16 protein-coding genes are annotated in these 14232 nt (G+C 65.3%); 2 read left to right on the top strand and 14 right to left on the bottom strand.

The features are described 5' to 3' along the window. Positions 1-40 precede the first annotated feature (40 nt). Entirely contained in the window at positions 41-814 is a 774-nt protein-coding gene (locus tag L2D01_08170) for a slipin family protein (protein ID WBQ08877.1), read from the top strand. A gap of 89 nt (positions 815-903) precedes the next feature. Here the strand turns inward: L2D01_08170 and L2D01_08165 are convergent, their stop codons facing one another. From L2D01_08165 to L2D01_08120, 10 genes are all read right to left on the bottom strand, one after another. Beyond that, entirely contained in the window at positions 904-3078 is a 2175-nt protein-coding gene (locus L2D01_08165; protein ID WBQ08876.1) for a sodium-translocating pyrophosphatase, read from the bottom strand. Positions 3079-3266: 188 nt separating this feature from the next. After that, a complete protein-coding gene (locus tag L2D01_08160; protein WBQ08875.1) occupies positions 3267-3668 on the bottom strand; it encodes a hypothetical protein in 402 nt (133 codons plus the stop codon). Between the two features lie 23 nt (positions 3669-3691). Next, positions 3692-4675: a thiamine-phosphate kinase gene (thiL, locus tag L2D01_08155; protein ID WBQ08874.1), complete on the bottom strand. Its 984-nt coding sequence runs from the start codon at positions 4673-4675 to the stop codon at positions 3692-3694. Beyond that, positions 4672-5151, bottom strand: coding sequence for a transcription antitermination factor NusB (nusB, locus tag L2D01_08150; GenBank protein WBQ08873.1), 480 nt, complete (start codon positions 5149-5151; stop codon positions 4672-4674). Before nusB ends, thiL begins: the two co-directional genes overlap by 4 nt. Beyond that, positions 5148-5585 carry a 6,7-dimethyl-8-ribityllumazine synthase gene (gene ribH, locus L2D01_08145; GenBank protein WBQ08872.1) on the bottom strand — a complete coding sequence of 146 codons (438 nt, stop codon included), beginning with the start codon at positions 5583-5585 and terminating at the stop codon, positions 5148-5150. The genes nusB and ribH overlap by 4 nt, the downstream gene beginning before the upstream one ends. Next, positions 5578-6714 carry a 3,4-dihydroxy-2-butanone-4-phosphate synthase gene (gene ribB, locus L2D01_08140; protein WBQ08871.1) on the bottom strand — a complete coding sequence of 379 codons (1137 nt, stop codon included), beginning with the start codon at positions 6712-6714 and terminating at the stop codon, positions 5578-5580. The genes ribH and ribB overlap by 8 nt, the downstream gene beginning before the upstream one ends. Beyond that, positions 6711-7328 (bottom strand): riboflavin synthase, encoded by a 618-nt coding sequence (locus tag L2D01_08135; protein ID WBQ08870.1) that lies wholly within the window; start codon positions 7326-7328, stop codon positions 6711-6713. The genes ribB and L2D01_08135 overlap by 4 nt, the downstream gene beginning before the upstream one ends. A gap of 3 nt (positions 7329-7331) precedes the next feature. Further along, positions 7332-7991, bottom strand: coding sequence for a RibD family protein (locus L2D01_08130; protein ID WBQ08869.1), 660 nt, complete (start codon positions 7989-7991; stop codon positions 7332-7334). After that, positions 7988-8503 carry a transcriptional regulator NrdR gene (gene nrdR / locus L2D01_08125; GenBank protein ID WBQ08868.1) on the bottom strand — a complete coding sequence of 172 codons (516 nt, stop codon included), beginning with the start codon at positions 8501-8503 and terminating at the stop codon, positions 7988-7990. The genes L2D01_08130 and nrdR overlap by 4 nt, the downstream gene beginning before the upstream one ends. Positions 8504-8519: 16 nt before the next feature. After that, complete coding sequence (locus tag L2D01_08120; protein WBQ08867.1) at positions 8520-9824, bottom strand: serine hydroxymethyltransferase; 1305 nt, start codon at positions 9822-9824, stop codon at positions 8520-8522. Positions 9825-10087: 263 nt separating this feature from the next. Between L2D01_08120 and L2D01_08115 the strand changes: the two genes are divergently transcribed. Further along, the gene (locus tag L2D01_08115) at positions 10088-10510 is read left to right on the top strand and encodes a MucR family transcriptional regulator (protein WBQ08866.1); all 423 of its coding nucleotides are present in this window, start codon (positions 10088-10090) and stop codon (positions 10508-10510) included. An 18-nt stretch (positions 10511-10528) separates the two neighbouring features. On the opposite strand, the gene L2D01_08110 is transcribed toward L2D01_08115, so the two are convergent. From L2D01_08110 to L2D01_08095, 4 genes are all read right to left on the bottom strand, one after another. Next, complete coding sequence (locus L2D01_08110) at positions 10529-10777, bottom strand: hypothetical protein (protein WBQ08865.1); 249 nt, start codon at positions 10775-10777, stop codon at positions 10529-10531. Beyond that, positions 10777-11991: a 5-aminolevulinate synthase gene (gene hemA / locus L2D01_08105; protein ID WBQ08864.1), complete on the bottom strand. Its 1215-nt coding sequence runs from the start codon at positions 11989-11991 to the stop codon at positions 10777-10779. The genes L2D01_08110 and hemA overlap by 1 nt, the downstream gene beginning before the upstream one ends. A 154-nt stretch (positions 11992-12145) precedes the next feature. After that, the gene (gene mmsB / locus L2D01_08100; protein WBQ08863.1) at positions 12146-13042 is read right to left on the bottom strand and encodes a 3-hydroxyisobutyrate dehydrogenase; all 897 of its coding nucleotides are present in this window, start codon (positions 13040-13042) and stop codon (positions 12146-12148) included. Positions 13043-13103: 61 nt separating this feature from the next. Further along, positions 13104-14174 (bottom strand): Mrp/NBP35 family ATP-binding protein, encoded by a 1071-nt coding sequence (locus L2D01_08095; protein WBQ08862.1) that lies wholly within the window; start codon positions 14172-14174, stop codon positions 13104-13106. Positions 14175-14232 lie beyond the last annotated feature (58 nt).

Genomic DNA, 14232 nt, shown 5'->3' with positions numbered 1-14232 from the left:
TTTTTGACGGACAAGCCACCCCTCGAAAGGAGACTCGGCCATGGCCGAAATCGGCGTCAATATCGGGTTCTGGGTTGCGATCGTGGTGGTCGCATTCACCATCATATCGTCAGCGATCAAGATTCTGCGCGAGTATGAGCGCGCCGTGGTCTATACGCTCGGCCGATATACGGGCACGTCCGGGCCAGGCCTGATCATCCTGATCCCCTTCATCCAGCAAATGGTGCGCGTGGATATCCGCACCGTGGCCGAGGACGTGCCCAGCCAGGACGTGATCAGCCAGGACAACGTCTCGGTGAAGGTCAACGCGGTGATCTACTACCGGATCGTCGATGCGGCCCGCGCGATCAACCAGGTGGAGGATTTCCGGATGGCCACCAGCCAGCTGGCGCAGACGACGCTGCGCTCGGTGCTGGGCAAGCACGATCTCGACGAAATGCTGTCCGAGCGCGACAAGCTCAATGACGACATTCAGTCCATCCTGGACGCCCAGACCGAGGCCTGGGGCATCAAGGTGGCCAATGTGGAGATCAAGCATGTCGATCTCGACCCGTCCATGATCCGCGCCATCGCCAAACAGGCCGAGGCCGAACGCGAGCGGCGCGCCAAGATCATCTCGGCCGAAGGCGAACAGCAGGCAGCCACAAAGCTGGCCGAAGCCGCCCAGATCCTGGGCGGTCAGGACGGGGCGCTGCAGCTGCGCTATCTCAGCACTCTCACCGAGATCGGCGGCGACAACAACTCCACCATCATCTTCCCGATGCCGATTGATCTGCTGGCCCAGCTATCCGGCTTCACCAAGGACAAGGGCTAGTCGTCCGGTCTCTCGAACGTCCGGGCAAAGAAAAACCCCGGCCTGCACATCCGCAGGCCGGGGTTTTGTTTTGGCGGCTAATCAGCGCGTCAGAAACGCGTCGCCAGCACCGCCAGCATCAAGAGCGCCACGATATTGGTGATCTTGATCATCGGGTTCACAGCCGGACCGGCCGTGTCCTTGTAGGGATCGCCCACCGTATCGCCGGTCACCGCGGCTTTGTGGGCCTCGGAGCCCTTCCCGCCGTGATGGCCGTCCTCGATATACTTCTTGGCATTGTCCCACGCCCCGCCGCCTGACGTCATGGAGATGGCGACGAACAGGCCCGTGACGATCACGCCCAGCAGCATGGCGCCAACGGCGACGAGCGCATCGCCCTTGCCCGCTTCATTGAAGCCGAGCGCCCCGCCGCCAACGAACCAGATCACGGCGAACAGCACGATGGGTGACAGAACGGGCAGCATGGACGGCACGATCATTTCGCGGATCGCCGCCGTGGTCAGCATGTCCACGGCCCGGCCATAATCGGGCTTCTCCTCGCCGCGCATGATGCCCGGCTTCTCACGGAACTGACGGCGCACCTCCTCCACCACCGCCTGGGCGGCGCGGCCCACCGCGGTCATGGACATGCCCGCGAACAGGAAGGGCAGAAGACCGCCGAACAACAGGCCGACCACCACGTACGGGTTGGACAGGTCGAAGTTCAGATTGCCGGTATCGGCGAAGAACGGATAGCTCGACGGGTTGGAGGCGAAATACTTGATGTCCTCGGTATAGGCCGCAAACAGCACCAGCGCGCCCAGGCCCGCAGACCCGATGGCGTAGCCCTTGGTCACCGCCTTGGTGGTGTTGCCCACTGCGTCAAGCGCATCGGTGGTGTCGCGCACCTCGCCTTCGAGGCCGGCCATCTCCGCGATGCCGCCTGCATTGTCCGTCACCGGACCAAACGCATCCAGCGCGACAACCATGCCGGCCAGCGCCAGCATCGTGGTCACGGCGATGGCGATGCCGAACAGGCCCGCCAGATTGAACGTCACCAGAATGGCGATGATGATCACCAGGGCGGGCAGCGCCGTGGATTCCATCGATACCGCGAGACCCTGGATCACGTTTGTGCCGTGTCCGGACTCTGACGCCTTGGCCACCGACCTCACGGGCCGGTAATTGGTGCCGGTATAGTACTCCGTGATCCAGATGATCAGGCCGGTCACGGCCAGACCCACCACGCCGCACACGAACAGCGATCCGCCGCTCATGACCAGCCCGCTGCTGGCGGTGAAGGCCGTGTCAAAACCGATCAGGAAATGGGTCGCCAGCGCCACGCCGCCCAGCGAGAGCACCGCCGAGGCGATGAAGCCCTTGTACAGTGCGCCCATGACATTGGTGGAGCCTTTGGAGAGACGCACGAAGAACGCCCCGATGATCGAGGCGATGATGCACACCGCGCCGATGGCCAGCGGATAGACCATCATGGCGTCGAGGCCCGCATCGCCGCGGAAGAAGATGGACGCCAGCACCATGGTGGCGACCACCGTCACCGCATAGGTCTCGAACAGGTCAGCCGCCATGCCCGCGCAGTCGCCGACATTGTCGCCCACATTGTCCGCGATGGTGGCCGGGTTGCGCGGATCATCCTCGGGGATGCCCGCTTCCACCTTGCCCACCATGTCGCCGCCCACGTCAGCGCCCTTGGTGAAAATGCCCCCGCCCAGACGGGCGAAGATGGAGATGAGCGAGGCGCCAAAGCCCAGCGCCACAAGCCCGTCAATGATGGTGCGCTGGGTTTCGGAGGCGGCGAAGCCTTCGCCCCCCGTCAGCACCAGGAAGTAGACGGTCACGGACAAAAGCGCGAGGCCAGCCACGAGCATGCCCGTCACCGCGCCCGCGCGGAACGCCATGGACAGGCCTGCCTGAAGGGAGGTCTTGGAGGCTTCAGTGGTGCGCACATTGGCCCGCACCGAGACCAGCATGCCGATGAAACCGGCCGCGCCCGACAGAAGCGCGCCGATCAGGAAGCCGATCGCCACGACCAGGCCCAGCAGAAGCCAGACCAGGACGAAGATGACGACGCCCACAATGGCGATGGTGGTGTATTGCCGACGCAGATAGGCGTTGGCGCCTTCCTGAATGGCGGCGGCGATTTCCTGCATCCGCTCCGACCCCGGACTGGCCGCCAGGATCGAGCGCACCTGAATGACGCCGTATGCGATTGCGATAAAGCCGGCGGCGACCGCCAGCCAGAGCCAAAGATCATCCATAGCCATGTGATATTCCCCTTGAACGAGGCGTTGATTGTCATCTTGAACGCCGGCGGCACGTTGGAGACAGAATCAGTCGCGCCGTCAGGCCCTCCCCGATGGGCGGGACTATGGACCATGTCCGAGCGGACACGCAATACGAGGTTGACCGGGGGCTAACGGCCTGAAGAACCGCGCGTAACGACCGGCGCTCACTAAGGCCGCATGAGCCGGATGTCATCGCCTTCAAGCCCGATCGCGGTGACCTGACCGGGGCTATAGACCTGCGCCAGAGCCGTTCGGAACGCCGCTTCGGCGTCGCTGCGGTCCACGCTGTCATCGGGCAGCAGGCGGAACGGGCTGTGCTGGACGGCGCGCACCATGGCGTCCATCAGGAAATGTTCCCGCTCGCGAAAATCCAGCGCGGAGTATCCGCGCGCCAGGCAAACCCGGGGCGTGACGAAGGCATAGCCGGCCAGCCGGCCCTCCTCGGCCACAACCGGGGCCACCAGCTTGTTCACACCGGCAGCCTGATTCTCCGCGCAAGCCTCCTCATCCGCAAAAGCGGACGGCGCGGCGATCAGGGCGAGTGCAAGGGCGAAAACGGCAGCTTTCATGACGCCAGTATCCGCGCAGCCCGTCAAAAATGGGTGAATCCCGTTTTGGTCAGTGCGACCGGTTCACCCTCCCATGTCACGTGGAGATCGGGGGGACCTGCGGAGAACCGCCCCACCACTGTAAGGGCCAGTGGTTCAGCGGCCGCGCGCAGCGCCTCCAGCTCCGGCGGCGCCACCGCCAGCGCCAACTCGTAATCATCCCCACCTGCCGCGAGCTCGAGGCGGGCCTGCTTGGCGTCCGGCTGATCCTCCAGCCAGGCCAAAGCGGCGGGAGAGAGCGGGATGTCCTCCAGCGCCAGCGTCAAGCTCAGACGGCTCTCCTGCGCGATATGCTCGAAGTCCGCGAGCAAACCGTCACTCACATCAATGGCGCCATGGGCGTGCTGTCGGATCGCCGCCACCAGCGACAGCCTCGGCTCGGGACGGGTGAAACGCTGCGCCAGATAATCCTCATGCGGCGCATCGAGCCGCTCGCGTGTTCCGAGGCGGGCCTGCAGGCCCAGCCAGGCGTCTCCAATGGTCCCGGTCACCACGGCCAGATCGCCCGCCTGCGCGCCCCTGCGCCGCACGGCCGAACCAATTGGAAGCTCGCCAAATGCCGTGATGGTGATCATCCAGGGACCCAGCGACGCCGTCGTGTCGCCGCCTATAAGATGCACGCCGAACAGGGCCTGCTCGGCGGCGAGGCCATCGGCGAACCGTTCACGCAAGGCATCATCCGCGCCATCGGGCCAAGACACATTCAGCATGTAGGCCCGCGCGCGCGCGCCCATGGCGGCGAGGTCGGACAGATTGACGCGCAGCGCTTTGGCGGCGACCAGGGCCGGGTCTTCATCGGCGGGGAAATGCACGCCGCTGATCAGGGTGTCCGACGTGACGGCAAGCTCATGGCCCGGCGCGGGCGCGATGACCGCGCCATCGTCCTTGAGGCCGGCGGCGCCGGGACATCCGGCGCTCAGCGGCGCGAGGCGCCGCGCGATATAGTCAAACTCGCCGCCGCCGCTCACGCGTCCGCCGGGCGCAAGGTGCGCGCCAGCGAGTCCAGAGCGCCATTCACCACGCCGGGCTCCGTGCCTTCGAAGAAGGCATGGGCCACGTCGACATATTCGTTGATGACAACGGAAGACGGCACGTCGTGGCGGGCCAGCAGCTCAAACCCGCCCGCCCGCAGGATCGCGCGCAAGGTGGCGTCGAGGCGGGACAGACGCCAGCCTTCCTTGAGGGTGCCGGAGATGTGGCCGTCCACCTCGTCCTGGCGCTCGACGATGCCGATGAGGAGGTTTTCAAAGAAGTCTTCATCGACTTCCAGATACTCGCCCGGCTCGCCGTCATGACCAAAGCGGTGATCGCGGAACTGGCGCACGACAGTGCTGGCGCCCTGCCCGCTGATCTCCATCTGGTACAGCGCCTGAACTGCGCTCAGCCGCGCCGCGCGGCGCTGGCGGGCGCGGGTGTCCGACCGGCTGGCGGCGTCGGTGGTCATTGCGGCGAGAACTTCTGCTTGAGCGCAGACATTGCAAGCGCGGCTTCAGCCGCGTCCTTGCCCTTGTTCTTCTGGTCCACATGGGCGCGATCGCGGGCCTGGCGGATATTCTCCACCGTCAAAACGCCATAGCCCAGCGCCACGCCGGACAGGCTGAGATCCATAAGGCCGCGCGCGCTTTCACCGCACACGTAATCATAATGGCTGGTCTCGCCACGGATCACGCAGCCCAGCGCCACATAGGCGTCATAGGGCTCGTCACCGAGCCACGACATGGCGATGGCGCCGGGAATCTCGAACGCGCCGGGCACCATGATGGTGTCATGAGACGCGCCGGCGGCGTCCAGCGCGGCGCGCGCGCCCTCCAGCAGCTGTTCGGTGATGTCTTCATAGAACGGCGCGGCCACGATCAGGACGCGGGGAGTGTCAGTCATGGCGGGCTCCTTCAAGATCGCGCTGTTCAACGACCTGCAGGCCGTATCCGTCAAGTCCGACGATGGTTTGCGGCGCAGTGGTCAGAAGGATCATCTGCCGCACTCCGAGATCCAGCAGGATCTGCGCGCCCACGCCATATTCGCGCAGCCGCCGCGCCTCGCGCTGATCAGGCGCGTCGGCGGGCGCGGCGCCGAAACGTTCTGTAATCGCCGAGCGGTGGGTCTCGCGGATGAACACCATGACGCTCGGGCCGTCATGAGCTTCCAGCGCGGCGATGCTTTCTTCGACGAGGCCACTGCGGCCGCCCACGGCGCCCAGAACATCCTCGGCGAAGCTGACCTTGTGCATGCGCACCAGAACCGGCTGGTCGGCGCGCATTTCACCGCGCGAGATCGCCACGTGCTCCACATCATCGACGAGGGAGCGGAAGACCGTCAGGCGGAACGGCCCGCCCCAGCGCGTTGTGACTTCGGTGTCGAGCCGGCGCTCGACAAAGCGGTCATGCTGGCGGCGATAGGCGATGAGGTCGGCGATGGCGCCGATCTTGAGGCCGTGAAACTGGGCGAACGCCACCAGATCGGGCAGGCGCGCCATGGTGCCGTCTTCATTCATGATCTCGCAGATCACGCCGGACGGGTTGCAGCCTGCGAGGCGGGCTATGTCGACCGCCGCCTCGGTATGCCCTGCCCGCACCAGCACGCCGCCGTCGCGCGCCACCAGCGGAAACACGTGGCCGGGCGACACGATGTCTTCAGCGTCCCTGGCCGGATTGACCGCCGTGGCGATGGTCAGGGCGCGGTCATGGGCCGAGATACCCGTCGAGACGCCCTCGCGCGCTTCGATCGACACAGTGAAATTGGTGGTGTGGCGAGGCTGGTTGCGCGCGCTCATCAGCGGCAGCTTGAGTTGGTCGGCCCTTGCCCTGGTGAGCGTCAGGCAGATCAGGCCGCGGCCATGCTTAGCCATGAAATTGACCGCTTCAGGCCCGGCGAACTGGGCCGGGATGACGAGATCGCCCTCATTCTCCCGGTCCTCGGCATCCACCAGGATGAACATGCGCCCCTGGCGCGCATCCTCGATGATGTCGGTGATGGGCGATAGCGGCGATGATGCGGACAGCTCGCTCACGACACATTTCCTGACGGGCGGAATTCAATCAGGCGAGCGGCGTAGCGCGCCATCACATCGACCTCAAGGTTCACATGCGCTCCCTTCTGCAGGCGGGACAGGGTAGTGACCTGAGAAGTGTGCGGAATAATCATGAGATCGAAGGCTGCACCGTCGACGGCGTTGACCGTCAGCGAGACGCCATCCACGGCGATGGAGCCCTTCTCCGCGATGAAACCCGCCACAGCCTCGGGCGCAGCGATACGCAGGCGCATCCAGCCATCCTCGTCGGTACGCTCGAGCACCTCGCCCACCCCGTCCACATGGCCCTGGACGATATGTCCGCCCAGCTCGTCGCCCATTTTCAGGGCGCGCTCGAGATTGATCTTTGTCCCGGCCTGCCAGCCGCCCAGTGTGGTGCGGGCCAGGGTCTCCGGCGAGATCTCCACCACGTGGCGCGCGCCGGCGCCGTGTGGCTCCACCGACACCACGGTCAGGCAGGCGCCGTCATGGCTGATCGAAGCGCCAAGCGCGATCCCGTCCGGCGCATAGGCGCTGGCGATGGTCGCGCGGCGCACCGGGCCATCCTCAAGGGCGACGACGCGCCCGATCTCGGTGACGATCCCGGTGAACATCGCTCAATCGCGCTCCCACGTTTCCCATGTATCCGCGCCGCATTCGCGCAGATGTGTGCGGCGGAACATGGGGGCGCCGTCCAGCGTCTCAAGGCCGAGCGCCGCTATCGCTGGCAGTCCGTCGCCACCCAGAAGCACCGGCGCGCGGAACCATTCGATACGCTCCACGATCCCGGCCTGGATCGCGGACGCAGCCACACGGCCGCCCGCCTCAATGAACACACTGGACGAGCTTTCTGCCACAAACCATTCCAGAACATAGGCAATATCAACTCCGGACTGGACCATGCTCCGCTGGATACAGCGTGCGCCAGCCGCTTCCAGCTCCCTGATCGCCGCCGCCGGCGCGGCCTCGCCATGGAAAATGACAGCCGATCCCTGCGTCAGCAAAGCGCAGTCCGGCGGCGTGCGCAGATGTGTGTCGAGCACCGCGCGCAACGGCTGACGCGCCGCAAGCGTGCCGCCGGGCCGGGCGGTCATCTGCGGATTGTCGGCGAGAATTGTCCCTACCCCGGTCAACACTACGTCGTGGTCCGCGCGCAGCTGATGCACGGCCTCGCGCGCCTGAGGCCCGGTGATCCATTTGGATTGGCCGCTGGACAGAGCGATCCGGGCGTCCAAGCTGGTGGCGAGCTTCAGCGTGACGCGCACGGGCGCGTTCATGCGCTGTCCTCGTCCCGGGACTCGTCCGGCGCAGCCGCATCAGAGGCCGGAGCCTCCTTGCCCATCAGGCGCTCACCCTTGATGAAGGTGGCGAAATCCTCGACTTCGCGGAAGTCTTTGTAGACCGAGGCGTAGCGCACATAGGCCACGGTATCGAGGGCGCGCAGCCCGTCCATGACCAGCCGGCCGATCTGCTTGGACGGCACATCCGGATCGCCGCCGCTTTCCAGCCGGCGGACAATGCCTGAGATCATCTGCTCGATCCGGTCGCGGTCAATGGAGCGCTTCTGGGTGGCCAGCAGCACCGATTTCATCAGCTTGTCGCGCTCGAACGCCTCGCGCTTTCCGTCGGACTTGATCACGTGCAGATCGCGCAGCTGCACCCGCTCGAACGTGGTAAAGCGTGCGCCGCAGGACGGGCACTGGCGCCGGCGGCGGATGGACCCGCCATCCTCCGCCGGACGCGAATCCTTCACCTGGGTGTCATGATGACCGCAAAACGGGCAGCGCACGGATCAGCCTCCGCTCTCAACCCAGCTCGGGATAGATCGGGAAGCGCCGGCACAGGGCGATCACCTCGTCACGCACGCGCGCTTCGACGGCGGCGTCACCGTCATTGGAGGCGCTCAGAGCGTCAAGCACTTCGGCCATCATCTCGCCGATGCGGCGGAACTCCGCCGCGCCAAAGCCGCGCGTCGTGCCGGCGGGCGAGCCGATTCGCAGACCTGAGGTCACGGTGGGCTTGGCCGGGTCGAACGGCACGCCGTTTTTGTTGCAGGTGATGTGGGCGCGCTCCAGCGCAGCTTCGGAGATATCGCCGGTCAGCGATTTGGGCCGCAGATCGACCAGCACGAGATGGCTGTCCGTCCCGCCTGAGACCAGAGCAAAACCGGCCTCGGTCAGCGCGCCGCCCATGGCGCGGCAGTTGTCGATGACGTCGCGGGCATAGGCTTTGAACTCAGGGCGCAGCGCCTCGCCGAACGCCACCGCCTTGGCGGCGATGACATGCATGAGCGGCCCGCCCTGCATGCCCGGGAAGACGGCCGAGTTGAACTTTTTGCCGAGATCCAGGTCATTGGACAGGATCATGCCGCCGCGCGGGCCGCGCAGGGTCTTGTGGGTGGTCGTGGTGCACACATGGGCGTGCTCAAGCGGGCTTGGATAGGCGCCGCCCGCGACCAGACCGGCGAAGTGGGCCATGTCCACCAGCAGGTAGGCGCCGACCTCGTCGGCGATCTCGCGGAAGGCCTTGAAGTCGATGATGCGCGGATAGGCCGAGCCGCCCGCAATGATCATCTGGGGCCGCACCTGGCGGGCCGTCTCGCGCAGGGCGTCGTAGTCGATCAGCGCATTGTCCTCGCGCACGCCATAGGCATGGGCTTCAAACCACTTGCCGGACATGTTCGGACGCGCGCCATGGGTCAAATGACCGCCGGCTGCCAGATCCAGGCCCAGAATCTTGTCGCCGGGCTTCAGCAGCGCCAGAAACACCGCCTGATTGGCCTGGCTGCCCGAATTGGGCTGCACGTTCACGTAAGCGCAGTTGAACAGCTGTTTGGCGCGCGAGATTGCCAGCTCTTCGGCGATGTCGACAAACTCACAGCCGCCATAATAGCGCTTGCCCGGATAGCCCTCGGCATACTTGTTGGTCAGCGGCGAACCCTGCGCCTCAAGGACCGCACGGCTGACAATGTTCTCTGACGCAATCAGCTCGACCTGCTCTTGCTGGCGGCGAATCTCGCGCGAAATCGCATCGGCGAGCTCGGGATCAGCGGCGTTCAGAGGCGTGGTGAAAAACGAGGTCGTTGTATCGCTCGCGTGCGCGTCAGCCATGGGAGGTTCCTTCTAGAGCAACACTGTGTCGCGGGTAGTCATAGGCCGCGCGCAGGCGCCCGACAACCATGGCGGACGCGATGACGCACATGAGCACCTTAATGCTGGGTTGCATGCGTTACTCAATATAGCTGAGGCGCAAGTAATCTCTCTGTGAATATAATCACCAGATTACTTGCCCTGAGGCCTCTGGAGAATTATACAGCGAGTGGATCGCAGCGATTCCCCTCGCTTATCCCTGTCTCAGAAAAAGGATCCTCCCAGTGAGCGAAGACACATTCCCCGCCGTCGACAATGAAGAGCTGATGCGGATGACGACCGACATTGTGGCGTCTTTCCTGACCCACAATTCGGTGCCCGCCGAAAGCGTGCCCGAGATGATCAAGTCGGTTCACGCCACCATGAAAGAAATTTCCGGCGGCGAAGCCAAGCCCGAGCCGAAGGCGAAGCCCGCTGTTCCGATCTCGAAGTCTGTCACTGACGACTACATCGTCTGCCTGGAAGACGGCAAGAAGCTCAAGATGCTCAAGCGCTACCTGCGCTCGCAGTATGATATGAGCCCGGACGATTATCGCCGCAAATGGGGTCTGCCGGCCGATTATCCGATGGTCGCGCCGAACTACTCCAAGCGCCGGTCCGAATTCGCCAAGGAAATCGGTCTGGGCCGCGGCGGCCGCAAGAAGTAACGCCAGATCCTATCTGGTTCAGACGATGACGCCCCGGCCGCCGCACCGGGGCGTTTTTTTTGGGTCTGCGCTTTGAGCAAGGGCCAGGCGGCGCAGCAGCTTGCGCAAAGCGACCCGTTCCAGATCGCCGCGTGACGCGCCGGCGGGGCCGGAAATCACCACTTCCTCGCCGGTCGCCACATCGACGGCCGCGACGCGCGTGCTTTGTCCAAGCGTGGTGAATTCGAAGATCACTTCACGGCCGCCGGAACGCCCGCGGGCCGCCATCAGGCCACTTTGACCCCGGCGTGGCGCGCATAGACATCGCGCAACGCCTCAACCAGCGCATCCAGCATCGCATCATCGTGCATGGGGGTCGGCGTGAAGCGCATGCGCTCCCCGCCCCGCGGGACGGTGGGATAGTTGATGGGCTGGACGTAGATGCCGTGATCTTCCAGCAGCGCGTCGGTCATGCGCTTGCACAGCACCGGATCGCCGACATGCACCGGCACGATATGGGTCTCATTGGCCATGACCGGGATGCCGGCGTCGGACAGACGGCGCTTCAGCTGCGCAGCGCGTTCCTGGTGCGCCTCGCGCAGGCGATAGGCGCTCTTGAGATATTCCACGCTCGCCCGGGCGCCCGCCGCAATGGCCGGCGCCAGCGAGGTGGTGAAGATGAAGCCGGGCGCCATGGAGCGCACGGCGTCGATGATCACCGAGTCCGCCGCGATATAGCCGCCCATCAGGCCGAACGCCTTGCCCAGCGTGCCCTCGATGATGTCAAAGCGGTCGAGCAGGCCGTCGCGCTCGGCGATGCCGCCTCCGCGCAGGCCGTAGAGGCCGACCGCGTGCACTTCATCGAGATAGGTGAGCGCATTGTATTTGTCGGCCAGATCACAGACCGCTTCGAGCGGGCCGATATCGCCGTCCATGGAATAGACCGACTCAAGAGCGATCAATTTCGGGGCATCGGCCGGGGCGGCCTTAAGCAGCGCTTCGAGATGCGCGACATCATTGTGACGCCAGACATGCTTCTCGCACCCCGACTGGCGCACGCCCTCGATCATGGAGGCGTGGTTGAGCGCGTCAGAGAACATGATCAGCCCGGGCAAGATCTTGCCCAGGGTGGAGAGCGTCGCCTGGTTGGAGATATAGCCGGAGGTGAAAAGGAGCGCTGATTCCTTATGGTGCAGATCGGCCAGCGATTGCTCCAGTTCGACATGGTAATTTGTCGTGCCCGAGATATTGCGCGTGCCGCCCGCGCCAGCGCCGACATCGTCGATGGCCTGCTTCATGGCGCCGGTGACGCACGGGCTCTGGCCCATGCCAAGATAATCGTTCGAGCACCACACCACCACGTCGCGCACATCGCCCTCGGGCGTGCGCCAGTGCGCGCGCGGGAATTGTCCGCGCACCCGGCGCAGATTAGCGAAGACCCGGTAACGGCCCTCGGCGCGAACCCGTGCGACAGAGGCTTTGAAGGCGTTGCGATAATCCATCGGGTCTGCGCCATGCCCGCAAGGGGAATGGCGGCTCTCCTTTGCTGACCTCAACTGTCCGGAAAATGACATAATCCGGACAGCGCGTCCTGCCTTCAAGCAGGGGCGTAATGTCGCGCTTTCTATTTGAAAACGCCTCGCAAACGCATTCCGCTCAGAGCAGATTCTCGCCTGCGATCATTTTGATCACGCCGGAAAAATCAAGCCGGTCGCCGCCCATATCCACAAAGCGCTGATAAATCTCGGCTGCATGGGCCCCCAGCGGCGTGTGGGCGTCAGCTGTGCGCGCCGCTTCCATGGCGAGCATCAGATCCTTGAGCATCATCGGCGCGGCGAAGCCGGGCTGGTAGTCCCGGTTCGACGGCGCGGCCGGCACGATGCCCGGCACCGGGCAATAGCTGGTGAGCGACCAGTTCTGGCCCGACGATCTGGAGGCGATATCAAAGAAGCTCTGCGGATCAAGGCCCAGGCGGATCGCCATGTTCATGGCTTCGCACGTGCCGATCATATGAATGGCCAGCAGCATGTTGTTGCAGATCTTGGCCGCCTGCCCGGCTCCGGCGTCCCCGGCGCGGATCACCGCCTTGCCCATATCGCCCAGATAGGGTTCGGCTTTCGCGAAGGCCGCTTCCGGCCCGCCAACCATGAAGGTCAGCGTACCGGCATCCGCCGCAGCCATGCCGCCGGAGACCGGCGCGTCGACAAAGGCGAAGCCTTGTGCAGTGGCGATCTTGCCCACGTCGGCCGCGCTTTCCACGTCGATGGTGGAGCAGTCCATCAGGACCGCCTTCGCGGAGGCATGGGCCAATACGCCGTCTTCGCCAGTATAGACCTTGCGCACATGCTGACCGGCGGGAAGCATGGTCACCACCGCGTCGGCCCCCGACACCGCCTCGGCCAGCGAGCCGGTCGGATGGGCGCCTTTGGTGGCCAGATGCGCCACCGCGGCCGGATTAAGGTCAAAGGCGCGCACGCGGTGGCCCGCCTTGACCAGGTTGGAGGCCATGCCGCCACCCATATTGCCAAGCCCGATAAACGCGATCTCCGCCATGGCGGTCTCCCTGGTCAGCGTGGCGGGTGTTCTAACGCAGCGCGCGGATTTGTCGACCGGCTCAGGACACGAAGACAATGTCCGGCGCCGGACGATGCGCTGCATCCACATTCAGCAACATCGCCTCGGCCGCGCGCAGAAACGCCTTGGCCACTGGCCCGTCGCCGCTGGCCACCAGACGCCCGGCGTCCGACGCTTCGCGCAGTTCGGGATGCAGCGGGATTTCACCCAGGAAGGGCGCGCCGATCAGCTCGGCTTCGGCGCGCGCGCCGCCGCGCCCGAATATCTCGGTGCCCTCGCCGCAATGGGGGCAAAGGAAGAAGCTCATATTCTCGATGATCCCGAGAATCGGAATCTCGGTGCGGTCAAACAGCGCCACCGCCTTGCGCGCATCATCCAGCGCCAGCGTCTGGGGCGTGGAGACGATCACCACGCCGGAAATGGGCGTACCTTGCGCGATCGCGAGCTGGGCGTCGCCCGTGCCCGGCGGCATGTCGATGATCAGGACGTCGAGATCGCCCCAGTCCACCTCGTTGAGGAATTGCCGGATCGCGCCGGTCACCATGGGGCCGCGCCAGACGACGGGATCGCGTTCGCCCACCAGAAATCCCATGGAGACCAGCTTCACGCCATGCGCCTCCAGCGGCTGGATGCCGGCATCGGTCTTGCGCAGGCCCGGGGCGTCGGACAGGCCGAAGATGCGTGGCGCGCTGGGGCCATAGATATCGGCGTCCATCAGCCCGGTCTTGAGCCCCAGCTTGACGCAGGCGCCGGCCAGATTGGCCGCCACCGTGGACTTGCCCACACCGCCCTTGCCCGACGCCACGGCGATGATGCGCCGGGCCGGGGCGCGCGCCGGGGTAGGGGCCGCTTTGGGTTTGGCTTTCGGGCCAGCGGACAACTGGGTCTCGATGATCACCCGCGTGCGCGTGACGCCGTCCCGGCCCTCCAGGGCGGACGCCACAGCGGCGCGCAGGGCGTTGATGTCTTCGCCCTGAGGCCCGGGCCGCAGGACGATGGTGGCCACGCCGTCACGCAGGTCGAGACCGCCGACGCGGTCTGCAGCGCCCAGCGTAGCGCCGGTCGCCGGGTCGATGACGTCACTCAGGGCTTTGGACAGGGCGTCGGTCATGGGCGTGAGATAAGCCTGCAGCACGCGTGGGGGAAGCGCAGAGACGCGTTTGGCTGCA

The organism is Hyphomonadaceae bacterium ML37 (assembly GCA_027627685.1).
In the GTDB taxonomy this organism is placed as follows: domain Bacteria; phylum Pseudomonadota; class Alphaproteobacteria; order Caulobacterales; family Maricaulaceae; genus Oceanicaulis.
Note: the sequence above shows the minus strand (reverse complement) of the source record. Positions and strands in the feature narration are given on the sequence as shown.

What these genes read in the sequence shown, in the direction of transcription:
- L2D01_08170 (WBQ08877.1), top strand. Translation starts at nt 41, where the DNA reads ATGGCCGAAATCGGCGTCAATATCGGGTTCTGGGTTGCGATCGTGGTG.
- L2D01_08165 (WBQ08876.1), bottom strand. Translation starts at nt 3,078, where the DNA reads ATGGCTATGGATGATCTTTGGCTCTGGCTGGCGGTCGCCGCCGGCTTT.
- L2D01_08160 (WBQ08875.1), bottom strand. Translation starts at nt 3,668, where the DNA reads ATGAAAGCTGCCGTTTTCGCCCTTGCACTCGCCCTGATCGCCGCGCCG.
- nusB (WBQ08873.1), bottom strand. Translation starts at nt 5,151, where the DNA reads ATGACCACCGACGCCGCCAGCCGGTCGGACACCCGCGCCCGCCAGCGC.
- ribH (WBQ08872.1), bottom strand. Translation starts at nt 5,585, where the DNA reads ATGACTGACACTCCCCGCGTCCTGATCGTGGCCGCGCCGTTCTATGAA.
- L2D01_08135 (WBQ08870.1), bottom strand. Translation starts at nt 7,328, where the DNA reads ATGTTCACCGGGATCGTCACCGAGATCGGGCGCGTCGTCGCCCTTGAG.
- L2D01_08130 (WBQ08869.1), bottom strand. Translation starts at nt 7,991, where the DNA reads ATGAACGCGCCCGTGCGCGTCACGCTGAAGCTCGCCACCAGCTTGGAC.
- L2D01_08120 (WBQ08867.1), bottom strand. Translation starts at nt 9,824, where the DNA reads ATGGCTGACGCGCACGCGAGCGATACAACGACCTCGTTTTTCACCACG.
- L2D01_08110 (WBQ08865.1), bottom strand. Translation starts at nt 10,777, where the DNA reads ATGGCGGCCCGCGGGCGTTCCGGCGGCCGTGAAGTGATCTTCGAATTC.
- hemA (WBQ08864.1), bottom strand. Translation starts at nt 11,991, where the DNA reads ATGGATTATCGCAACGCCTTCAAAGCCTCTGTCGCACGGGTTCGCGCC.
- mmsB (WBQ08863.1), bottom strand. Translation starts at nt 13,042, where the DNA reads ATGGCGGAGATCGCGTTTATCGGGCTTGGCAATATGGGTGGCGGCATG.
- L2D01_08095 (WBQ08862.1), bottom strand. Translation starts at nt 14,174, where the DNA reads ATGACCGACGCCCTGTCCAAAGCCCTGAGTGACGTCATCGACCCGGCG.